Origin of the sequence: Streptomyces katrae (assembly GCF_002028425.1) — a bacterium.
Taxonomy (GTDB): Bacteria; Actinomycetota; Actinomycetes; order Streptomycetales; family Streptomycetaceae; genus Streptomyces; species Streptomyces katrae_A.
The window spans coordinates 5,424,095-5,444,972 of record NZ_CP020042.1 but is presented as its reverse complement, the minus strand read 5'-3'; the positions used below and the strand labels follow the sequence as shown (position 1 = coordinate 5,444,972).

17 protein-coding genes and 1 pseudogene are annotated in these 20,878 nt (G+C 73.5%); 9 read left to right on the top strand and 9 right to left on the bottom strand.

The window, feature by feature from the left end; genetic code table 11:
- Positions 1-211 precede the first annotated feature (211 nt).
- Positions 212-3,105: pseudogene (locus B4U46_RS24995) on the bottom strand (putative bifunctional diguanylate cyclase/phosphodiesterase).
- A 282-nt stretch (positions 3,106-3,387) separates the two neighbouring features.
- On the bottom strand, positions 3,388-4,335 hold the full coding sequence (locus tag B4U46_RS24990) for a 2-hydroxyacid dehydrogenase (protein WP_079429919.1): 948 nt from the start codon (positions 4,333-4,335) through the stop codon (positions 3,388-3,390).
- 85 nt (positions 4,336-4,420) lie between these two features.
- Between B4U46_RS24990 and B4U46_RS24985 the strand changes: the two genes are divergently transcribed.
- The 3 genes from B4U46_RS24985 (at position 4,421) to B4U46_RS24975 (ending at position 7,080) form a co-directional block, all read left to right on the top strand.
- Positions 4,421-5,428 (top strand): aldo/keto reductase, encoded by a 1,008-nt coding sequence (locus tag B4U46_RS24985; RefSeq protein ID WP_079429918.1) that lies wholly within the window; start codon positions 4,421-4,423, stop codon positions 5,426-5,428.
- A 197-nt stretch (positions 5,429-5,625) separates the two neighbouring features.
- Positions 5,626-6,774 (top strand): PQQ-dependent sugar dehydrogenase, encoded by a 1,149-nt coding sequence (locus B4U46_RS24980; protein WP_237293365.1) that lies wholly within the window; start codon positions 5,626-5,628, stop codon positions 6,772-6,774.
- Positions 6,775-6,804: 30 nt separating this feature from the next.
- Positions 6,805-7,080: a DUF6191 domain-containing protein gene (locus B4U46_RS24975; RefSeq protein WP_079429916.1), complete on the top strand. Its 276-nt coding sequence runs from the start codon at positions 6,805-6,807 to the stop codon at positions 7,078-7,080.
- Here the strand turns inward: B4U46_RS24975 and B4U46_RS24970 are convergent.
- The 6 genes from B4U46_RS24970 to B4U46_RS24950 form a co-directional block, all read right to left on the bottom strand.
- Positions 7,077-10,115: a helix-turn-helix transcriptional regulator gene (locus tag B4U46_RS24970; RefSeq protein WP_079429915.1), complete on the bottom strand. Its 3,039-nt coding sequence runs from the start codon at positions 10,113-10,115 to the stop codon at positions 7,077-7,079. The two genes, B4U46_RS24975 and B4U46_RS24970, sit on opposite strands and share 4 nt — an antisense overlap.
- An 80-nt stretch (positions 10,116-10,195) precedes the next feature.
- Positions 10,196-10,360: a hypothetical protein gene (locus B4U46_RS37535; RefSeq protein ID WP_159036723.1), complete on the bottom strand. Its 165-nt coding sequence runs from the start codon at positions 10,358-10,360 to the stop codon at positions 10,196-10,198.
- 189 nt (positions 10,361-10,549) lie between these two features.
- A complete protein-coding gene (locus tag B4U46_RS24965; protein ID WP_079429914.1) occupies positions 10,550-11,188 on the bottom strand; it encodes a hypothetical protein in 639 nt (212 codons plus the stop codon).
- Between the two features lie 103 nt (positions 11,189-11,291).
- The gene (locus tag B4U46_RS24960) at positions 11,292-11,846 is read right to left on the bottom strand and encodes a GNAT family N-acetyltransferase (protein WP_079429913.1); all 555 of its coding nucleotides are present in this window, start codon (positions 11,844-11,846) and stop codon (positions 11,292-11,294) included.
- Between the two features lie 27 nt (positions 11,847-11,873).
- Positions 11,874-14,105 (bottom strand): MMPL family transporter, encoded by a 2,232-nt coding sequence (locus B4U46_RS24955; RefSeq protein ID WP_079429912.1) that lies wholly within the window; start codon positions 14,103-14,105, stop codon positions 11,874-11,876.
- A 139-nt stretch (positions 14,106-14,244) separates the two neighbouring features.
- Positions 14,245-14,697: a signal peptidase I gene (locus B4U46_RS24950; protein WP_079429911.1), complete on the bottom strand. Its 453-nt coding sequence runs from the start codon at positions 14,695-14,697 to the stop codon at positions 14,245-14,247.
- A gap of 60 nt (positions 14,698-14,757) precedes the next feature.
- On the opposite strand from B4U46_RS24950, the gene B4U46_RS24945 reads away from it, so the two are divergent.
- The 4 genes from B4U46_RS24945 to B4U46_RS24930 all read left to right on the top strand — a co-directional run bounded on the left by B4U46_RS24945 (position 14,758) and on the right by B4U46_RS24930 (position 18,877).
- Positions 14,758-15,543, top strand: a complete 786-nt coding sequence (locus tag B4U46_RS24945) for a GNAT family N-acetyltransferase (protein WP_079431968.1) — start codon at positions 14,758-14,760, stop codon at positions 15,541-15,543.
- Between the two features lie 106 nt (positions 15,544-15,649).
- Positions 15,650-16,162 (top strand): DinB family protein, encoded by a 513-nt coding sequence (locus B4U46_RS24940; protein ID WP_079429910.1) that lies wholly within the window; start codon positions 15,650-15,652, stop codon positions 16,160-16,162.
- Positions 16,163-16,238: 76 nt separating this feature from the next.
- Complete coding sequence (locus tag B4U46_RS24935) at positions 16,239-18,296, top strand: penicillin acylase family protein (RefSeq protein WP_420543168.1); 2,058 nt, start codon at positions 16,239-16,241, stop codon at positions 18,294-18,296.
- Positions 18,293-18,877, top strand: a complete 585-nt coding sequence (locus B4U46_RS24930) for a GNAT family N-acetyltransferase (protein ID WP_079429909.1) — start codon at positions 18,293-18,295, stop codon at positions 18,875-18,877. The genes B4U46_RS24935 and B4U46_RS24930 overlap by 4 nt, the downstream gene beginning before the upstream one ends.
- Here the strand turns inward: B4U46_RS24930 and B4U46_RS24925 are convergent.
- Positions 18,855-19,652: an alpha/beta fold hydrolase gene (locus B4U46_RS24925; protein ID WP_079429908.1), complete on the bottom strand. Its 798-nt coding sequence runs from the start codon at positions 19,650-19,652 to the stop codon at positions 18,855-18,857. The genes B4U46_RS24930 and B4U46_RS24925 overlap by 23 nt on opposite strands.
- A gap of 157 nt (positions 19,653-19,809) precedes the next feature.
- On the opposite strand from B4U46_RS24925, the gene B4U46_RS24920 reads away from it, so the two are divergent.
- Positions 19,810-20,634, top strand: a complete 825-nt coding sequence (locus B4U46_RS24920) for a helix-turn-helix domain-containing protein (RefSeq protein ID WP_079429907.1) — start codon at positions 19,810-19,812, stop codon at positions 20,632-20,634.
- On the top strand, positions 20,631-20,870 hold the full coding sequence (locus B4U46_RS24915) for a DUF397 domain-containing protein (protein WP_079429906.1): 240 nt from the start codon (positions 20,631-20,633) through the stop codon (positions 20,868-20,870). Before B4U46_RS24920 ends, B4U46_RS24915 begins: the two co-directional genes overlap by 4 nt.
- Positions 20,871-20,878: the final 8 nt, after the last annotated feature.

Genomic DNA, 20,878 nt, shown 5'->3' with positions numbered 1-20,878 from the left:
AGGGTTTTACGAGGAGCGGGGGTGCCCCGGTTCTCGTCCGGGTGCGTGTGCCAGTGCAACAAAAAACCCCTCGTGCCAGGTGGCAAGCGAGGGGAGCGCGTCGGCGGTGTGGAGCGGGGACATGCAGGTCCCGGCTTCAGCCGACGCGCTTTCCAAGTACGAGAATTCGGGTGCGCATGGCATTGACCCTCCCTCCGGCGGGAGGTCGATGTCAAGCGGGTGGGACGGGCGTCTCATTATTTGAGCCTCTACGGATGACCATCGAGCCACCGGACGACCCTCCGGCCAAGGCGGGCTGGGCCGTACCGCCCGGTACTGGGAACGTACCTCTCACGAGCGCGCGGCGCAGCCTGTATTCGTCGAGGGGGCCGGAAAACGCCATTCCCTGTCCGTGGGTGCAGCCCATGGCGCGCAGGGCCGCCACCTGCTCGGGGAGGTCCACCCCGTCGGCCACGGACTGCATGCCCAGATCGTTTGCGATACGCAACAATCCTGCGGTGATCTTGTGCAGGCGGGCGGACTCGACGACGCCCTCGACGAGGCCCCGGTCCAGCTTGAGCAGGTCCACCGGGAGCCTGCGGAGGGCGCTGATGGCCGCGTAGCCGCTGCCGAAGCCGTCGAGGGCGATCCGTACGCCCAGCCGGTGCAGGGCCGTCAGGCGGCGTTCCAGCTCGTCGAAGGGGACTCTGGGGTCGGAGGCGGCCAGTTCGAGTACGAGGCCCCCGGAGGGCAGCCCGTGCCGGCCGAGCAGGGCCTCCACGGAGCCGCCGGGCACCGAGCGGTCGAGGAGCCGCTGCGCGGTCATCCGTACGACCACTGGCACGTCGTGTCCCGCGAGATGGCGCTCGGCGGCCTCGGCCACCGCCTCCTCGAGGAGCCATCGGCTCAGCTCGGCGGCGCGGGAGGGGTCGGCCCCGCCAGCCGGCCCGCCCTCGCTGTGTTCGGCCACGCGGAGGAACTCGGACGGGGTGAAGAGGATCCCCTGGGCGGAGCGCCAGCGGGCCTGCGCGGCCACCGCGGAGACCTCGCCGCCGGCCAGGCAGACCACGGGCTGGTGCAGCAGGGCGAACTCGCCCTCGTGCAGCGCGGTGCGGAGCTTTCCGGCCAGCTCCGCCTTGCGGACGACCTCGGCCTGCATCTGCGGCACGTACAGCTCGACGCGGTCCTTGCCGCCGGCCTTGGCCCGGTACATCGCGAGGTCGGCGTTGCGCATCAGGTCCGAAGGGGTGATGCCGGGGTCGGCGAAGGCCACGCCGATGCTGGCGGCGACCCGGACCTCACTGCCGGCGATGCGGTAGGGCTGGGAGAGGGTGGCGCGCAGCCGGTCGGCGATCTCGTGGACCTGGTGCTCGCGGGCGCTGCGGTCGCGGCTGCCGTCGCCGAGAATGAGGGCGGCGAACTCGTCCCCGCCGAGCCGGGCGGCGGTGTCCCCGGCCCGGACGGCGTCCTGGAGGCGGCGGGCGGCCTCGACGAGCAGTTCGTCGCCCGCCTGGTGGCCGATGGTGTCGTTGACGGCCTTGAAGCCGTCGAGGTCGATGAAGAGCACGGCGGTGCTGTGGTCGCCCGCGCGGCGGCCGGTCAGCGCCTGGCGGACGCGGCGGGTGAACAGCGCCCGGTTGGGCAGGTCGGTGAGCGGGTCGTGCTCGGCGCTGTGCTGGAGCTGCGCCTGGAGGCGGACCCGCTCGGTGACGTCCCGGCTGTTGAGGATGAGTCCGCCCTGGTGCCGGTTGACGGTGGACTCCACGTTGAGCCATTCCCCGCCGCCGGATTTGAACCGGCATTCGATGCGGGTGGTGGGCTCCTCGGCGGGCGGGGCGGCCAGGAAACGGCGCACCTCGTGGACCACGCGGCCGAGGTCGTCGGGGTGGATCAGGGCGGCCAGTTCGGTGCCGACCAGCTCCTCCGCCTCGCGGCCGTAGACCCCGGCGGCGGCGGGGCTGACGTAGCGCAGGGTCCCGGTGGGCGCGGCGATCATGATGACGTCGCTGGAGCCCTGGACCAGGGAGCGGAAGTGGTTCTCCTTCTGGGCCAGTTCCTGGGTCAGGGCGATGTTGTCGAGGAGCATGATGCCCTGCCGGACGACGAGGGCCAGGACGACCGTGCAACCGGTGAAGACCACCACCCGGTCGACCTTCCGTCCGTCCACCACGTTGTAGAGGATGCCCAGGGTGCACACCGCGGCCGCGAGGTACGGGGTGAGGGCCGGGAGGGAGCCGGTGATGGGGCGGCTGTGCGGCCGGTCGGCGCGCGGGGGACGGGGCGCGGGGGGACGGGGCGCGGGAGCGGTTCCGGGCGGCGGCCCGCGGCCCAGGGGGCGTAGGCCAGCAGGAGGGAGCCCGCGAACCAGCCGGCGTCGAGGATTTCCCCCGAGCGGTAGGTGGTGTTGAGCAGCGGCGAGGTGAACAGGGCGTCGCTCAGGACGGTCAGCGCGAGGGCCGCGATGGCCGTGTTGATCGCGGACCGGTTGTTGGCCGAGCGCCGGAAGTGCAGGACCAGCACCATCGAGACGAGCGCGATGTCGAGGAGCGGGTAGGCGAGGGAGAGCGCGGCGCGCGGGACGCTGCCGGGGGCCCCGGACTGGGCGGTGCGGGCGGCGTTGGCGAGGGCCAGGCTCCAGGAGAGGGTCAGCAGCGAGCCGCCGATGAGCCAGGAGTCGAGCGCGAGGCAGACCCATCCGGCGCGGGTGACCGGGCGTTTGGCGAGGACGAGCAGGCCCACGATGGCGGGCGGGGCGAAGCAGAGGAAGGCGAAGTCCGCGAGCGAGGGCTCGGGCACCTTCTGGTCGAGGACCACCTCGTACCAGCCCCAGACGCCGTTGCCCAGGGCCCCCATGAGCGAGGAGAACGCGAACATCAGCCAGGCGGGGCGTTCGCGCCGGTCGATCGCGCGGGCGTAGTGGAAGCAGGAGACGGCGGCCAGCAGACCGGCGGTACTGAGCCCGAAGTCGCCCATGACCTTGGCGAGTTCTTCCGAGCCCCAGCCGAGGGCGGCCCCGACGGCGTAGCCGCCGCTGACCAGCGCGAGGAGCAGTTGGCCCCCCGGACCCCTGCCTCCGCCGCCGGTGACCGGCGGCCGGGTCAGGAGCGCCGCCCCCGGGGCGCTCACCGGTCCCCCTCGCCGGCTGCTTCCGGCGCAGTCCAGTCTCGGCACCGTCGCCTCCGGCGGCTCTGCCGCATCGGATCCTTCGTCCATTGGCCGTGCATCGCCCGTCGCCCCCCAAAGTGTCCGATCACTCCCCAGCGCCAGACGTACGTGGCGCAGCCCCTTCTTCCGGACGATACACCACTTTCGTCACTCAGCGACATAGCTTCTCTACTCTCCGTTACCACCGGGAGCCGTGCGGCAACTGCTCGCATACGTATGGACGCGGAGAGTGTGCGCTCTGGTTCAGCCGGTGATCAGAACGGTGTTCTCGACCGGCTCCCCGGCGGCGAACCGGGTGAGCTGGCGGGCCACCAGCCGCTTCGCCCGGGGCTCGAACGCCGAGCTGCTGCCGCCCACGTGAGGCGTGATCAGGACGTTCGGGGCGTGCCACAGCGGGTGGCCCGGGGGCAGCGGTTCCGGGTCGGTGACGTCGAGGGCGGCGCGCAGCCGGCCGGACTCCAGTTCGGCCAGCAGGGCCTTGGTGTCGGCGACGGGCCCGCGCGAGACGTTCACCAGCAGGGCTCCGTCCTTCATCCGGCCGAGGAAGGCGGCTCCCGCCAGGCCCCGGGTGTCCTCGGTCAGCGGGGTGGAGAGGATGACCACGTCTGCGTCCGGGAGGAGGCCCGGGAGGTCGCCGAGGGCGTGCACCGGCCCGTGCGGGGCGGTGCGGGCGGAACGGGCGACGCGGGTGATCCGCCCGCACTCGAAGGGCAGGAGCCGGTCCTCGATGGCCGCGCCGATCGCGCCGTAGCCGACGATCAGGACGGACTTGTCGGCCAGGGCCTCGTAGAAGCCGCCGCGCCACTCCTCGCGGTCCTGGCCGCGCACCATGCCGGGGATGCCGCGCAGGGAGGCGAGGGTGAGGGTCAGGGCGAGTTCGGCGGTGCTGGCCTCGTGGACGCCGCGCGCGTTGCACAGCCGGACGCCGGGGCGCAGGTGGCCGAGGCCGGGCAGGACGTGGTCGATGCCGGCGGTGAGGGTCTGCACGACGCGCAGGGCGGGCATGGCCGGGAGCGGCCGCAGGGTGACGGCCTGGGACTTCATGTACGGGGTGACGTAGAAGACGCAGGCGGCCGGGTCGGCCGGGAACTCCTCCTCACCGTCCCACTGCCGGTAGCGGAAGGAGTCGGGGAGGCCGTCGATCTCCCCGGGCGGGAACGGGAGCCAGACCTCGGCGGTCGTTGCAGTCATGATCCCGAGGCTATGCGAAGGGAACGTGATCAAGCCGTTAGTTTGAGGGCCGGACCGGGACAGGGCCGGGAGGGGGGAGGCAGGGGTGGAGCGCAGGTCGATCGGGTCGGGGCCGCTGACGGTGGGGGCCATCGGGCTCGGCTGCATGCCGATGAGCTGGGCCTACGCGCCGTCGCGCCGCCGGGGCGAGGAGTCGCTGCGGACCCTGCACACGGCGCTGGACCTGGGGGCGAACCTGCTGGACACGGCCGACCTGTACGGGCCGTTCACCAACGAGCTGGCGGTGGGGCGGGTGCTGCGGGAACGGCGGGCCGAGGCCTTCGTGTCGGCCAAGGTGGGGCTGCGGGCCGGCGAGGGGCACGTGGTGGCCGACGGGCGGCCGGAGTACGTGCGGCGGGCGTGCGACGCCTCGCTGCGGCGGCTGAGGACGGACGTCATCGACCTGTACCAGCTGCACCGGGTGGACCCGGAGGTCCCGGTGGAGGAGACCTGGGGGGCCATGGCGGAGCTGGTGCAGGCGGGGAAGGTGCGGGCGCTGGGGTTCTGCGCGCTGGGCGCGGGGGCCGGGCCGGGTGCGGGGCGGCGGGGGGACCGGGGGTACCGCTCGACGCTGCGGCACCTGGAGCGGGTGCAGCAGGTGTTCCCGGTGACGGCGGTGCAGGCGGAGCTGTCGGTGTGGTCGCCGGAGGCGGCGTGGCAGCTGCTGCCGTGGTGTGCGGCGCGGGGGGTGGGGGTGCTGGCGGCGATGCCGCTGGGCAGCGGGTTCCTGACCGGGACGCTGACGCCGGGGCAGGGGTTCGAGGAGGCGGACGTGCGGGCCCGGCACCCGCGGTTCACGGCGCATGCCATGGCGTCGAACCAGGTGCTGGTGGCGGAGCTGCGGCGGGTGGCCCGGCGGCACGGGCCGGAGGTCACCGCGGCGCAGGTGGCGTTGGCATGGGTGCTGGCGCAGGGTCCGCACGTGGTGCCGGTGCCGGGGGCGGGGCGGGCGCGCTGGGCGGCGGAGAACGCGCGGGCGGCGCAGGTGCGGCTGACGGCCGGGGAGCTGGCGGGGTTCGCGGCGCTGCCGGCGGCGGTGGGGGCCTGGGACTGAGCCTCCGGGGACCGCGGCGACAACCACTCGATCGGGTGTACGAGTGGTGGAACTTGGGCACCCGCCGGATCTGTTGGGTCTTGTGAAGGGCAGGGCTGGAGGGGCGACCGGAGGGGAGCGGGACGGTGCGGTACGGAGTGCGGGACGGGCGTTTCGGTACGGGGCGGTACGGAGCCGGGGGCGGGCGGCGCCGGGGGGTGGCGGCCGGGCTCGCGCTGGCGGGGTGCGGGGCGCTGCTGGCGTCGGGCTGTTCCGCGTCGGGCGGGGCGCCGCCCGGGGCGGGGGGTTCGCCGCCGGTGTCGTCGGTGGCGGCCTCCGCGGGGGCCCCGCCGGGGGCGTCGCCGCCGCCCGCCAGGGGGTCCGTGCAGGTCACGGGCGAGGTGGCGAAGGGGCTGGACTCCCCTTGGGGCGTGGCCCCGTTGCCCGGCGGGGACCTGCTGGTGGCCTCCCGGGACAAGGGCACGATCAGCAGGGTCCGGGCGGGCTCGGGGGAGGTGACGCAGATCGGGAAGGTGCCCGGGGTGGCGCCCGGCGGGGAGGGCGGGCTGCTGGGGCTCGCGCTGTCCCCGCACTTCGCCTCGGACCGGCTGGTGTACGCGTACTTCACGACGGAGTCCGACAACCGCATCGCCCGGATGCGCTACGACGAGCAGAGACCGCCCGGGCAGCAGCTGGGCGCGCCGGACACCGTGCTGAGGGGCATCCCCAAGGGGGTCTTCCACAACGGCGGGCGGATCGCCTTCGGCCCGGACGGGATGCTCTACGCCGGGACGGGCGAGACGGGGAACACGGCGCTGGCGCAGGACAGGAAGTCGCTGGGCGGGAAGATCCTGCGGATGACCCCCGACGGAAAACCGGTGCACGGGAATCCCGAGCCGGACTCGGTCGTCTATTCCTGGGGGCACCGCAATGTGCAGGGCCTCGCCTGGGACGGGGCCAAGCGGCTGTGGGCGTCCGAGTTCGGGCAGCACAGGTGGGACGAGCTGAACCTCATCGAGCCGGGCGGCAACTACGGCTGGCCCGAGGTGGAAGGGAAGGGCGGCAAGGCGGGCTTCCGGGATCCGGTGGCCGTCTGGAAGACGGACGAGGCCTCGCCGAGCGGGATCGCCTGGGCGGAGGGCTCGATCTGGATGGCCTCGCTCAAGGGCGAGCGGCTGTGGCGGATCCCGCTGAAGGGGGCCGTGCCGGAGGCGGAGCCGGAGGCCTTCCTGACGGGGAAGTACGGGCGGCTGCGGACGGTGGTGGCACTCGGCGGCGACAGACTGCTGCTGGTCACGAGCGAGACGGACGGGCGCGGATCGCCGCAGGCGGGCGACGACAGGATCCTGAGTCTGACGGTGCGGTGACCGACGGAGCCCCGGTGGGGGGCGGAAGGCATGGTGGGCGTGGTGTTCAACATGATCGAGGAGCTGTTCAACCCAGGGCGCCGGCACACGGACGAGGAGAAGAAGCGGCTGGAGCTGTCCCGGACCGACGTCGGTGACGGCGATCCGGGACGGGGCCCGATAGACCTGGACTCCGGCACGGTGCTCATACGCCCGGCCGCGAGCCGCCCGCCGGACGCGGACGGCGAGGCGGACGCGCAGGCCGGTGGCGGCGGCGCCCCGGACGCCGGGGAGGTGGCCGCCCCGGACGGGGGCGACGCTCCTTAGGGCTGCGGTGCCAGGGGGGTGAACAGGCGCAGCCGGTGGGCGAGGGCCGCGGCCTCTCCCCGGCTCGCGACGCCGAGCTTGGCCAGGATGTTCGAGACGTGCACGCTGGCCGTCTTCGGGGAGATGAACAGCTCCTCCGCTATCTGACGGTTGGTGCTGCCCGTCGCGACGAGGCGCAGGACGTCCCGTTCGCGGCTGGTGAGTCCCAGGGCCTCGACCGGGTCGGTGTCCGGGGCCGGTGCGGCCGGGCGGGCCTCGTCGGGGGTCAGCGGGAGCCTGGCGCGCTGGGCCAGCAGGGCCAGGTCCTCGCGGAGCCGTCGGGAGCCGAGCCGGTCGGCGGTGGCGTGAGCGTCGCGGAGCAGGCCGGCGGCCGTCTCCCGGTCCCCGCCCGAGCCCAGCAGGGCCTCGGCGAGCCGGTGGCGGGCGCGGGCCAGGAGGTAGGGGCGCTCCAGGGAGCTGACGGCCGCCTCGACGGCCGTCCAGTCGGCGACGCTGTCGCGGCCCTCGGCGCGCAGCAGCTCGGCCCTGAGGTACTCGGCGTGGGCGGTCCACAGGGGTACCGGGGTGGCCAGGGTGCGGGCTGCGGTGCGCACGGCTTCCAAGGCGGCGGGCCGGCCCTCCTCGGTGCCGGGCAGGCCTCTTGCGTCCGCTTCGGCGGTGGCGGACGCCAGGAGGAGGGGCCAGGCGTAGCGGTGCTGGCCGGACGGGAAGCCGTAGGCGATGGCCTGTGCCGTCTCGGCGCGGACGTCGGCGATGCGGCCTTCGCCCGCGGCGACGCCGATGGCCAGCCGGAAGAGCGGGATCCGGTGCTGGGGCTGGCTGTCGTGGGTGCCGAAGTGGGCGTGGGCGGCGGCGAGCTGGGCGGCGGCTTCGCTGAGTTCGCCGCGGCCCAGGGCCAGGTAGGCCAGGCGTGCGGAGGCGGAGCCCCGGGGGGCGGCCCCGTGGCCCGCGTGCAGGGTGCGCCGGGCCGCTTCGGCGGCCTCGTCCCAGCGGCCGAGGCTGTACAGGCTCTCCGCCATGTTCCCGCGGACCCAGGCCTCGGTGTCCAGGAGCCGGGCCCTGCTGACGAGTTCGACCCCTTGTTCGGCCAGTTCCACGGCTTCGCGGGACCGGCCCAGTGATTCGAGTTGGGAGGTGATGTTGATATGGGCACGGCCCGCTACGACGGTGAATCCGCGTTCGGCGGCGCGGTCCTTGACCTCGTGGAGTTCGGCGAGGCCGGTGGCGGTGTCCCCGGATTCCATCAGGAGGTAGCCGCGGGTGATCCGGGCGTTGAGCTCGGTCTCCTCGGCGCCGACCATGCGGGCGTACTCCACGGCCCGTTCGGCGGCGGCGAGGTTTCCGGGGCCCGGGTTGTGGAGCATGCCCCAGCCCGCGGCCCGGACGAGGACGTCGGCGTGCACCTGGGACGGGGGCAGGCCCTTGACCAGTTCCTGGGCGGTGGCGATCTCGTGCCAGCCGTCGCCGCGGCCGAGGCTGGCGATGAGGCGGGAGCGCTCGGTCCAGAACCAGGCGGCGCGCAGCGGGTCGCCGCCGTCCTCGTCGAGGATGCGCAGGGCCAGTTTGGTGAGTTTCAGGGCCCGTTCGCGTTCGCCGCCGTAGCGGGCGGCGACGGTGGCTTCGGCCAGCAGGTCGACGCGGTAGACCGGGGTGCCGGCCGGGTCGCTTCCGCAGGGCGGGTACACCTCGGTGTAGTCGACGGGGCGCAGTGCGTCCCGTACCTCCGCGGGGGCGCTCTCCCAGAGTTCCATGGCCCGTTCGAGGAGGCTGAGCTGCTCGGAGTAGGCGTGCCGGCGCCGGGCAGTGATGGAGGCGGCGAGGACGGCGGGCAGGGCCTTGGCGGGGTCGTTGGCGGCGTACCAGTAGTTGGCCAGCCGGATCGTCCGCTCGTCGGCGCGGATCAGCGTGTCGTCGTCCTCCAGGGCCTCGGCGTAGCGGCGGTTGACGCGGGCGCGTTCGCCGGGCAGCAGGTCGTCGCTGACGGCCTCGCGGACCAGGGAGTGGCGGAAGCGGTACCCGTCGCCGTCGGAGGTGGCGAGGAGGATGTTGGCGCCGACGGCGGCGCGCAGGGCCTCGATCAGCTCGTCCTCGCCGAGCCCGGCGACGGCGCGCAGCAGCGGGTATTCGATGGTGGAGCCGCCTTCGGCGACGATGCGGACCACGCGCTGCGCGGCGTCCGGGAGGACCTCGACGCGGACGAGGAGCAGATCGCGCAGGGATTCGGTGAGCCCGGTGCGGCAGCCGCTCTCGTGGCAGGCGACGAGTTCCTCGACGAAGAAGGCGTTGCCGTCGGAGCGGTCGAAGACGGAGGCGACGAAGGCCTCGTCGGGCCGCGAGGCGAGGATCCCGGCGAGCTGGCGGCGCACCTCGCCCCGGTTGAAGCGGGCCAGTTCGATGCGCTGGACAGTGCGGAACCGGTCGAGTTCGGCGAGCAGGGGGCGCAGCGGGTGGCGGCGGTGGATGTCGTCGGCCCGGTAGGTGGCGACGAGGACGAGCCGGCCCCGGCCGAGGGTACGGAAGAGGTAGGCCAGCAGGTGCCGGGTGGAGGTGTCCGCCCAGTGCAGGTCCTCCAGGACGAGGACGACGGTGCGGTCGGCGGCGAGGCGTTCCAGCATCCTGGCCGTCAGTTCGAAGAGGCGGGCGGTGCTCTCCTCGTCGTGGGGGCCGCGGGGCGTCTCGCCGAGTTCGGGGAGGATGCGGGCGAGTTCGTCCTCCTGGCCGGCGGCCGCGGCGGCGAGTTCACCGGGGAGCAGGCGGAGCAGGGTGCGCAGGGCCGTCGAGAAAGGGGCGAAGGGAAGGCCCTCCGCCCCGATCTCCACACAGCCTCCGACGGCCACCACGGCTCCGCGGCGGGTGGCCTCGCCGAGGAACTCCTCGGTCAGCCGGGTCTTGCCGACTCCGGCCTCGCCCCCGATCAGGAAGGCCTGGGGCTCCTGGTCCGCCGCGCGGCCCAGGGCGTCGACGAGTACGGCCAGTTCGTCGGCTCGGCCGACGAACACCGGGCTGACAGATCTGGTTTCCACGCCGCTGAGCATCGCACACGGTTCCGGTCGTGCGGCAGTCGTTGTCGGTGCGCTCGTCATCTCGCGTCATTCCACGGGGTGCGTGGCGCGGGTTACGCGGCGCGGGTGAAGAGGCTCCGGTGGCGACTCACCGACCTCTCGCGTTCCTGGCCGCGCGAGGTGCGGGAGGCCTTCTTGGCCTCGCGGGCGATCCGGTACTCGTCGGCCTGGCGGAGGAGGTCGGCGCGGTGGGCGGTGGCGATCTCGGACTCGAACATCTCGTTCTCCCTGGTTGCTTCTCTCGGGCACCTCGTTCGGTGTGATCCAAGATTCGCGTCCCAGAGGGGTCCGGCACATGGGGCTCATGCCGCATCTGTGCGGGCCCGGGGTCCTTAGGCCGGGCCCCCGGGGTCCTGAGAAGGGCTCGAGCCGTGCGGGGGCGGCCTAAGGCAGGGGTAAGGCGGTGCCTACTCGGCGGCCGTCGGGAGGGGTACGAGGAGGTCGAAGTACATGAGTCCGAAGAGCAGGACACCGAGGACGCCCAGGGCCACGGCGGCCCAGGACACCGAGCGGACCCAGGCGGGGTGGACCCGGCCGGGGGCGCCGAAGGCGGGGGCCGCGAGGACGACGGCGGCGAGCAGCAGGGCCAGGGCGGAGAGGAGGCCGTTGACGAGGGCCGTCATGTGCCAGGCGTCGCCGTACAGGGCGGCGATCTTCTCCTTGGCGGTGGTGGCGTTGGCCGACTCGATCTGGCCGATGAGGGTCTGGCGTTCGCCGATCACGCGGGCGACCCAGCTGCCGCTGAGGGCGATGAGCCCGAGGCCGGCGGCGGTGATGGCGGAGGCGGCGGAGCCGACGCCGGTGGGCCGCTCGGGGAAGGCGTCCGCCTCGTCGTCGTCCAGGTCTTCGCCGGGCTCCTCGTCGGCATGGGCGTCTGCGGGGGCGTCTGCCGGGGCGGGGGCTTCGGCGGGGGCGTCGGTCCCGGCGGCCGGGGCGGTGGTGGGGGCCGCGGTGTCCTCGGCCTCGGCCGGGGTGCCGGCGGCCGGCTGGTCCTCGGCGGCGTCCGCCTCGGGAGCGGTCGGGGAGGCGGTCTTGGTGGTGTCCATGGCGCGCACCGTAGGCGGAGTTTCTGAGAGGCTCCTGAGAGCGCTCGCCGCCCGGCGGGCCGAGTGGGCCGCAGGGCCCGGGCGGGGCCTGCGGCCGTGGCGGCTACGCGGTGCGGGCGGCGGCCCGTTCGGGGGCGAGGAGCGACCAGATCTCGGTGTCCTGGCGGACACCCCGGTGCAGGTAGCTCTGCCGCAGGACGCCTTCGCGGGTGAAGCCCAGGCGCTCGGCGACGGCGATGCTCTTCTCGTTGCCGCTGGCCACGTGCCATTCGATGCGGTGCATGCCGCGCACGTCGAAGGCCCAGTCGACGAGCACCCGGCAGGCCAGGGTGACCAGGCCCCGGCCGGTGCCGGCGGGCTCCATCCAGCAGCCGACCTCGCAGTTGCCGGCCGCGGCGTCGAAGTGGGGGAAGAGGACCCCGCCGACGAGGGTGCCGGCGACGCGGATGCCGTAGAGGCGGGCGCCGTCGGCGGCGGACTTCTCGGCGTTGGTGCGCAGCAGCTGCCGGGCCGACTCCAGGTCGGTGGCGCGGTCGGGGAAGCCGATGAACTGGCCGATGAACTCCCGGCCGCGGTCGATGTGCGCGAGGAATTCCTCCGCGTGCCAGACCTCCAGCGGGAAGAGCTGGGCGTCGTCGGCCAGGTCTATGGCGAACATGCGTGCTTCCTTGTGGGTCGTGAGGGGTCAGCGGGTGAGTCCGGCCGTGGTCGCGTGGTCCGCGTCCGGCCGCTGCGCCGGAAGTGTCGCACGGGGGCCGCACTCCGGGGGTTCGATGCTGATCCTGGGCAGCCGGCGCTCCAGCCAGGCGGGGAGCCACCAGTTCGCCCCGCCGAGCATGTGCATGAGCGCGGGGACGAGCAGGGTGCGCAGGACGAAGGCGTCGAGGGCGACGGCGGCGGCGAGCGCGATGCCGAACATGGCGATGATCCGGTCCCCGCTGAGCACGAAGGCCAGGAACACGGAGATCATGATGACGGCCGCCGAGTTGATCACGCGGCTGGTCTCGGCGAGGCCCACGCGGACGGCCCTGCGGTTGTCGCCGGTCTCCAGCCACTCCTCGTACATCCGGCTGACGAGGAAGACCTGGTAGTCCATGGAGAGCCCGAAGAGCACCGACACCATGATCACCGGCAGGAAGGGCTCGATGGGACCGGCGCTCCCCAGGCCCAGCAGCTCGCTCCCCCAGCCCCACTGGAAGACCACGACGACGACGCCGAAGGAGGAGGCCACGGCGGCGACGTTCATGGCGGCCGCCTTGAGCGGGATGCCGAGGGAGCGGAAGGCCAGCAGCAGGAGCAGGCAGCCGAGGGCGATGACCACGCCGACGAAGAGCGGCAGCTTGCCGACGATCACTTCGGCGAAGTCGTCGTAGCCGGCGGTGACCCCGCCGACGTGGGCCTTCATGGAGCTGCCGTGTGCGGCGCGCGGGATGACGTCCTCGCGGAGCCGGTCGACCAGTGTGCTCGTGGCCCGGGACTGCGGGGCGGAGTCGGGGACGACGGTCAGGACGGCGGTGTCCCCGCTGCGGTTGAAGACGGCCGGGCCCGTGGAGGCCACGCCGTGGGTGGTGCGCAGGGCGTCGGCGAGCCGCTGGACGGCGACGCGGTCGCCGGCGCCGTCGAGCCGGGCGACGACCGCGAGCGGGCCGTTCACGCCGGGGCCGAAGCCTTCGGCCAGCAGGTCGTAGGCCTTGCGGGTGGTGGAGGAGGCCGGGTTGTTGCCCTGGTCGGAGGTGCCGAGGTGGAGGGAGAGGGTGGGCAGGGCGAGGACCGCCATGACGAGGGCGGCGACCAGGCCGAGGAGTTTGGGGTGGCGTTCGACGAAGGCCGACCAGCGGGCCGCGAAGCCGGTGGGGGCCTCGGGCCGGGGGCCTTCGGCGGCGAGCCTGCGGCGTTCGCGGCGGGACAGGGCCCGCATGCCGATGTACGACAGGAGGGCGGGGAGCAGGGTGACGGAGGCCGCCACGGTGAGGACCACCGTGAGGCAGGCGGCGATCGCGACGCCGTTGAGGAAGCCCAGGCGCAGCACCAGCATGCCGAGCAGGGCGATGCAGACGGTGGCTCCGGCGAAGACGACGGCCCGGCCGGTGGTGGCGACGGCGTTCTCGGCGGCTTCGCCGACGTCGAGGCCGCGGGCCAGGCCCTTGCGGTGCCGGGTGACGATGAAGAGGGCGTAGTCGATGCCGACCCCGAGGCCGACGAGGGTGCCGAGCATCGGGGCGAAGTCGGCGACGGCCATGGCGTGCCCGAGGAGGGTGATGCCGAAATAGGCGCTGCCGACGCTGACCAGGGCGGTGGCGATGGGCAGCAGGCTGGCGGCGAGGGAGCCGAAGGCGAGGAAAAGGACGAGGGCGGCGATGGCCACGCCGACGACCTCGGCGAGGTGGGGGCTGGGGGCTTCGGTCAGGCCGATGGCGCGGCCGCCGAGTTCGACCTGGAGGCCGCCGGCCTCGGTGGCGGGGTTCTTCGCCGCGTCGGCCACGGCCCTGGCCTGGGCCTTGGGCACGGAGTCGGCCTGCTGGTCGAAGGTGACCACGGCGTAGGCGGTGCGGCCGTCGGGGCTGATCTGGGCGGCGCCGGCGGGGCCCGTTCCATAGGGGCTGGCGACGGAGCCGATGCCGGGGAGGGCGGCGATGGTGTCCAGGGCCCGGGTCATCCGCCGTTCGACGTCGGGGGTCCGTGCCGTCTGGTGGTCCGGGGTCCGCCAGACGATGGTGTCGGTGTCGCCGCCCTGGCCGTGGAAGCCGTCGCGCAGGAGGGCGTTGGCCTTGTCCGACTCCGTGCCGGGGACCTCGTAGTCGTTGGAGAACGCCGTTCCGGTGGCCGTTGCCGCGGCGGCGGTCCCGCCGAGGGCGAGCAGCCAGATCAGGACGGTGACCAGCCGGTGCCGCATGCACCACCGTGCGATTGCTGCCAACGGACGTGCTCCCTGGTGGTTCGGATCTTCAGCGGGAGTCGGCCCGACGCAAAGAACGCTTGAACTCGTGAAGTCATGGACTGGTGAGTCGTGAACTTGTGAAAGGTGCGGCCGCCGTGGGCGGCCAGGGTGTGTGGGTTTACACCTCGTTCGACACGATCGCAGCGTTTCGTGATCGTTGGCCGTTTTCGTGTGCATCGTCACAGGCCTGGCCGTCGGTGGGCGCGTCGGCCCGGTAGCCCGGGACGGAAGGCCAGCGGACGGTCAGGACGACGGTGTCCTCCTCCGCGTACCAGGAGTGGTCGACGCCGCGGCCCCAGACCACGTAGTCGCCCTGTTCGGCGAGGACGACGGTGCGGCCGGGGAACTCCAGCCGGAAGCGGCCGCTGATGAGTACCTGGAGGGCGGTGCGCCGCTCGCCGGTGACCCAGCGTTCGCGCGACTCGCCCTTGGGGTGGACGCCCCATTTGATCTCGACGTCCTCGCTGTGGCGGGGGTCGCCCGGCGCTTTGAAGTGGCCCAGGAGCCAGCCCCGGTCGGCGGCGGCGTCGGGGGTGGCCTTGCCGGTGTAGATGGTGTGGTCGTCGTGCACCAGGCGAGGTTATTGCACTTGCGGGGGCGGAGGACCAGCTGATCAGCTGCCCGCATGACGATGGATCTTGATGAACTCCTCAAGGTGCGCGACCAGTACGACGCCGAGGTGCGGCGCGGCGCGCAGGACCCGGGCGTGGAGCGGGTGGGCCGGGTCGTGCGCGCCAGCGTCCCCGGCTGGAGCGGGGTGCTGTGGTCGGACCTCGACGAGGACACGGCGGACGCGGAGATCGCGGCGCAGGTGGCGCACTTCGGCGCGCGCGGGCCGGAGCAGGGCGGGCCGGGGTTCGAGTGGAAGCTGTACACGCACGACCGCCCGGCCGACCTGGGCGACCGGCTGCGCGCGGCGGGCTTCGTCCCGGAGCCGCCGGAGACGCTGATGGTGGGCCGGACGGCCGACCTGGCCGGCCTGCCGGTGGAGCCGCCGGAGGGGATCAGCCTGCTGCGGGTGACGGACGAGGCGGGCGTGGACCTGATGGCGCAGGCGCACGACCGGGCCTTCGGGGTCGAGCGGCCCCGGCTCAGGGAGGGCGTGCTCGCCCAGCTGCGCGAGGACCCGGGCTCGATCGAGGTCGTGGTGGCGATGGCCGGGGAGGTCCCCGTCAGTTCGGCCCGGATGGAGTTCCGGGCGGGCAGTGCCTTCGCCGGCCTGTGGGGCGGCGGCACGGACCCCGAGTGGCGGGGCCGGGGCATCTACCGCCTGCTCGTGGCGCACCGCGCCCGGATCGCGGCCGAGCGGGGGATCCCGTACCTCCAGGTCGATGCCATGGACGACAGCCGGCCGATCCTGGAGCGGCTGGGCTTCGGGGTGCTGGGCGTCACCGTGCCCTACATCTGGCAGGGCTGAGGAGGCGTACGGCGGCCGCCGGAGCGGAGGGGTTCGCCGGCGGCCCGCCGCCCCCCGGCCGCGAATCCGCTTCCCGGGCGGCCGCGGACACGGCAAGATCGCGCCCATGGACATCACGGAACGCATCGGCCCGCCCCTGACCGGGGACGAACGCGAGACCCTCCGCGCCTTCCTCGACTACCACCGCGCCACCCTCGCCTGGAAGTGCGACGGACTCACCGACGAGGAGCTGCGGCGCCAGGCCTCCCCTCCCTCCTCCCTCTCCCTGCTGGGCCTGGTCCGGCACATGGCGGAGGTGGAGCGCCAGTGGTTCCGCCGCACGATCGGCGGTGACACGGAGGTCCCCCACCTGTGGTCGGACAGCCGTGACTTCCAGGCCGCCTACGACGCCTCCGGCGCGACCCGCGCCGAGGCCTTCGCCGCCTGGGAGGCGGAGGTGGCGCACGCGCGCGCGGTGGAGGCGGCCGCCGACTCGCTGGACGTGACGGCGTACGTGCCGAAGTGGGAGGAGGAGGCCTCGCTGCGCCTGGTGATGCTGCACATGATCCACGAATACGCCCGCCACAACGGTCACGCCGACTTCCTCCGGGAGGCGATCGACGGCACCGTCGGCGCCTGACCGGACCTGGCGGCCGCTCCTCCCCCGGACCCCCTTATAGTTAGGCCAGCCTAACCTAAGACACTGGGGGAAGAGCGTGAGCGCCGTGACCACCGAGGCCTACGAGGTCTACCGCGACAGCTGGGGCGTCCCGCACCTGCTCGCGTCCGACCCGCTCCGCCTCTCCTACGCCCAGGGCCGGATCACCGCCCGCGACCGGGCCTGGCAGCTGGAGGTGGAGCGGCACCGCGCGCAGGGCTCCAGCGCCTCGTTCCTCGGGGCCGACTGCGTGCCCTGGGACCGCTTCGCCCGCCAGGCCCGCCTCGACGACACGGCCCGCCGGTGCTTCGAGTCCCTGGACCCGGACACCGCCGCCTGGGTCGCCGCCTACGTCGACGGGGTCAACGCGGGCCTGGCCGAGGGCGCGGCCCGCGACGACCGCTTCGCCGCCGCCGGCCACACCCCGGCCCCCTGGGAGCCGTGGGTCCCGCTCTCGGTCTGGATCGGCACCCACATCCTGTTCGCGGGCTTCGCCACCAAGCTCTGGCGCGACCGCGTCGCCCGCGCCCTGGGCGACGGGGCCGCCACCCTCTTCGCCACCGACGGCCCGGGCACCGCCGGGAGCAACGGCTGGCTGGTCCCGGGCGACCGCACCGCCACCGGCGCCGCGATCATCGCGGGCGACCCGCACCGGTTCATCGAGGACCCGGGCGTCTACCAGCAGATCCGCCTCGCCTGCCCGGAGTACGACGTCCTCGGCCTGGCCGTCCCCGGCGTCCCGGGCCTGGCCCACTTCGGCCATGCCGGTTCCGTCGCCTGGGCCATCACCAACGCCATGGCCGACTACCAGGACCTCTACACCGAGCGGCTGCGCCCGGCGGCCTACGGCGTCGAGGCGCTGGGCCCCGGCGGCGAGTGGGAGCCCGTCGCCCGCCACACCGAGACCATCACGGTGGCCGGCGCCGAGGACGTCGAGGTGGAGGTCCTGGAGACCGCCCGCGGCCCGGTGATCGTCAACGACGACTCCGCCACCCTCTCCCTGCGCTACCCGCCCCGCGTCCGCGCCGACCTCGGCTTCGCCGCCCTGCCCGCCCTGCTGCGCGCCCGCACCGTCGCCGACGTGGACCGCGCCCTCGACGGCTGGGCCGAGCCCGTCAACGTGGTGCACGCCGCCGACACCCAGGGCGGCCTGCTGCACCGGGTCGCGGGCGCCGTCCCGCTGCGCGAGGCCGCCAACCGCCTGCGCCCGGTGCCCGCCTGGGAGGCCCGGCACGCCTGGCGGGGCTGGGCCGAGACCCCCGCCGAGCCGGTGCAGGGCTTCGCGGTGATGGCGAACGCGCGCGGGATCGCCTCCCCCCTCGGCGTGGAGTTCGCTCCCCCGCACCGCGCCGACCGGATCCGGGCCCTGCTCGGCGGGTCCGCCAACTGGTCCCCCCAGGCCATGGCCGAGGTCCACCGCGACACCTACCTGGCCTCCGCCGAACCGCTGCTCGCCCTGCTGCCGGGCCTCGGCACCCTCTCCCCCGCCGCGGCCGGACTCCGTGACCGGCTGCTGGCCTGGGACCGGCACATGGAGGCCGACAGCACCGACGCCGCCGTCTTCGCGGCCTTCCGCACGGCCGTCGTACGCCGTCTCGCGGCCGACCCGGCCTTCGCGGCCCTGGCGGGCGCCCCCACGGGCCCCGAGGTGTTCCACCCCTGGCTGTACCTGCTCCCCCGGGTCGGCTACGCCCTGGAGGGCCTCCTCACCACGCCCCTCCTGCCCGGCCTGGACCGCGCGGCGCACGTCCGCGCCGCCCTGGAGGAGACGGCGGCGGCCGACGCGCCCGAGGCCCCCTGGTCGGTCGCCCACCGCCTGACCCCCTGGCAGGCCGTACCGGACCCGGAGGCCGAATGGCCCGGCCTGGGCGGGGACCACGACTGCGTGAACGCCACCTCCTCCGTCCCCGGCGTCACCGACACCGTGGCCCGCGCCTCGGCGGCCCGCTACGTCTGGGACCTGGCCGACCGGGAGAACAGCCTCTGGGCCGTCCCGCTCGGGGCCGACGGCGTCACCGGCTCCCCCCACCACCGCGACCAGCTCCCGCTCTGGGCGCGCTGCGAACTCGTCCCGGTCGTCACCGACTGGACCCGCCTCACCAAGGAACCCTCATGACCCGCACCCCGGTCTACACCCACCGCGTCGAGGGCTTCGGCACGGTCTCCTTCGCCCCGGTCGACCCCGCCGCCGACGCCGCGCTGATCCACAGCTGGGTCACCGAGGAGCGCGCACGCTTCTGGGGCATGGGCGAAGCGAGCCGCGAGCTGGTGCAGGAGATCTACGAGGACGTGGACCGCCGCACCACCCACCACGCGTTCATGGTCGCCCTCGACGGGGAGCCGGTCGCCCTCTTCCAGACGTACGACTGCGCCGAGGACCGGGTCGGCGAGTGCTACGAGGTCCGCCCGGGGGACGTCGGCGTGCACCTGCTGCTCGCCCCCACCCGGGGATCGGCCCGGCGCGGCTTCACGGGGGCCCTCATGGAGGCCTTCCTCACCTACCTGTTCACGGACGGCGGCGCGCTGCGGATCGTCGGCGAACCCGACGCCCGCAACGCGAAGGCCATCGCCCTGCTGGAACGCACGGGCTTCGAGCTCGGCCCGGAGGTGGAACTCCCGGAGATCGACCTCCCCGAGGTCTACCTCCCGGCCAAGCCCGCCCGCCTGGCCTTCCTCAGCCGGCCCGCAGCTCACTGAGGAACTCCGTGATCAGCGCGGCCCATTCCGCCGGGCGCTCGGCGAAGGGGAGGTGCCCGGTGGGCAGTTCCGCGTACCGGGCGCCCGGCACGGCCTCGGCCAGCTCGCGCTGGAGCTCCAGGGGTACGAGCCGGTCCTCGGTGGTCGCGATCACCAGGGCCGGCACGGAGACCCCCGCGGCCTCCGCCCGCAGATCGGCCCCCTTGACCAGGTCGACCTGCCCCACCGTGCCGGCCGGCACGGAAGCGGCGGTCGCCCGCACCACCTCCTCGGCCTCCTCCGGGCTCAGCCCCTCAAACACCGCCGGGTTGAGCGCCAGCGGCACCATCAGCCGGGCCAGCATCTCGTTCTCACCCCGCGCGGCCAGCCCCGACCACAGGTCGGCGACCTGCTTCAGCCGGTTCCCCGCGCGGACGAAGCTGGCGGTGAGCACCAGCGCCGTGACCCGCTCGGGGTAGCGGGCGGCGACCCTGAGCGCCACGTTCCCCCCGAGGGAGTACCCGAGCACCGCGAAGGTCTCCAGCCCCTCGGCGTCGGCGGCGGCGACCAACTGGTCGGCGAGCTCGTCCAGCCGGAGCGGCCCCTCGGCCACCGGGGTGTTCCCGGCGCCGGGGTAGTCGACGGCGACGACGCTGTGCCCGGCGGCGAGCTCGTCGAGGATCGCCCCGAAGTTGCTCTCGACGGCGCCGCCCCCACCGTGGGCCAGCAGCAGACCGGGACCGCCGCTCTCCTTGCGGACGGTGCGGGCGTAGGGGGCGGTGGTGATGACGGACATGGCGGATCCTCTGCATTTCTGTAGCGGTCGTTGCAGATTGAACGATACACAGATTCCCTATCGATCGCTACAGAAATAACCCGTACAAGGATTCTGTACGGGTGGTGTACGTGCGGTTCGCGAGTCAGAGGCACCGCAAGAGGGGAAAGTGTCCGGCATGCCCCAACGCAACAGGCCCCAGCGCAACGGCTCTTGGAAGGTCGTCGGCGTCCTGCTGGCCCATCAGCGCAAGCTCGCCGGACTGACCCAGGCCGCACTGGCCGAACAGGCCCACTGCGACGTCGAATCCATCGCCTCGGTGGAACAGGGCCGTCGACCCCTGTCCGTGAAGATGGCCCAGGTCCTGGAGACCCACCTCGACGCGAACGGGGCCCTGTTCAAGTCAGCGGCGGCGATCCCGCGCCGGGAGCGATATCCGGCGTTCGCACGGGAGTACATGGAACACGAGGCGGAGGCGCTGAGTCTGCTCTGGTACGAGAACGCGGCCGTCCCCGGCCTGCTCCAGACTCCACAATACGCGGAGGCGGTCTTCTCGAACTTCTATCCGCCCATGCCCGCCGACCAGATCGCCCAGTCGACCGAAGACCGGATCGCCCGGCAGAGCCTCTTCCACCGCACACCACAGCCGCCGGTCATGCACTTCATCATCGAACAGTCCGTGCTGGAGCGGCCGATCGGCGGCCGGGAGGTCCTGCGCGGACAGCTGCGCCACCTGCGCGAGATGGCCGAACTCCCCTTCGTGACCATCCAGATCATGCGCACCGACCGCGAGACCCACGCGGGCCTCAACGGCCCCATGATCCTCCTGGAGACCCCCGACCACGACCAACTCGGCTACCTGGAAGGGCAGCACGTCAGCTTCCTCCAGGACGACCCGGACGAGGTCCATCTCCTCCATCTCAAGTATGGGATGCTGCGTTCGCAGGCGCTCTCCATCGAGCAGAGCAAGAGCCTGCTGGACGATCTGCTAGGAGAGTCATGACGCACCAACTGGTCTGGTTCAAGTCGAGCTACAGCAGTGACGCGGGGGGCGCATGCGTCGAAGTCGCCTGCCATTGGCGGAAGTCGAGCTACAGCGGCGATGCGGGCGGCGCATGCGTCGAGGTGGCCGCCCACCCCGCCGCCGTGCACATCCGTGACTCCAAGGTCACCGACGGCCCCGTCCTGACGGTGGCGCCCACCACCTGGGCGGCCTTCGTCGGCAGCGCCACCCGCTGAGCCCGCCC

Excerpts from the sequence above, each read along its gene's own strand:
- B4U46_RS24990 (WP_079429919.1), bottom strand. The coding sequence starts at position 4,335 with ATGACTGCAACGACCGCCGAGGTCTGGCTCCCGTTCCCGCCCGGGGAG.
- B4U46_RS24975 (WP_079429916.1), top strand. The coding sequence starts at position 6,805 with ATGGTGGGCGTGGTGTTCAACATGATCGAGGAGCTGTTCAACCCAGGG.
- B4U46_RS24970 (WP_079429915.1), bottom strand. The coding sequence starts at position 10,115 with ATGCTCAGCGGCGTGGAAACCAGATCTGTCAGCCCGGTGTTCGTCGGC.
- B4U46_RS37535 (WP_159036723.1), bottom strand. The coding sequence starts at position 10,360 with ATGTTCGAGTCCGAGATCGCCACCGCCCACCGCGCCGACCTCCTCCGC.
- B4U46_RS24965 (WP_079429914.1), bottom strand. The coding sequence starts at position 11,188 with ATGGACACCACCAAGACCGCCTCCCCGACCGCTCCCGAGGCGGACGCC.
- B4U46_RS24960 (WP_079429913.1), bottom strand. The coding sequence starts at position 11,846 with ATGTTCGCCATAGACCTGGCCGACGACGCCCAGCTCTTCCCGCTGGAG.
- B4U46_RS24945 (WP_079431968.1), top strand. The coding sequence starts at position 14,758 with ATGGATCTTGATGAACTCCTCAAGGTGCGCGACCAGTACGACGCCGAG.
- B4U46_RS24940 (WP_079429910.1), top strand. The coding sequence starts at position 15,650 with ATGGACATCACGGAACGCATCGGCCCGCCCCTGACCGGGGACGAACGC.
- B4U46_RS24930 (WP_079429909.1), top strand. The coding sequence starts at position 18,293 with ATGACCCGCACCCCGGTCTACACCCACCGCGTCGAGGGCTTCGGCACG.
- B4U46_RS24925 (WP_079429908.1), bottom strand. The coding sequence starts at position 19,652 with ATGTCCGTCATCACCACCGCCCCCTACGCCCGCACCGTCCGCAAGGAG.
- B4U46_RS24920 (WP_079429907.1), top strand. The coding sequence starts at position 19,810 with ATGCCCCAACGCAACAGGCCCCAGCGCAACGGCTCTTGGAAGGTCGTC.
- B4U46_RS24915 (WP_079429906.1), top strand. The coding sequence starts at position 20,631 with ATGACGCACCAACTGGTCTGGTTCAAGTCGAGCTACAGCAGTGACGCG.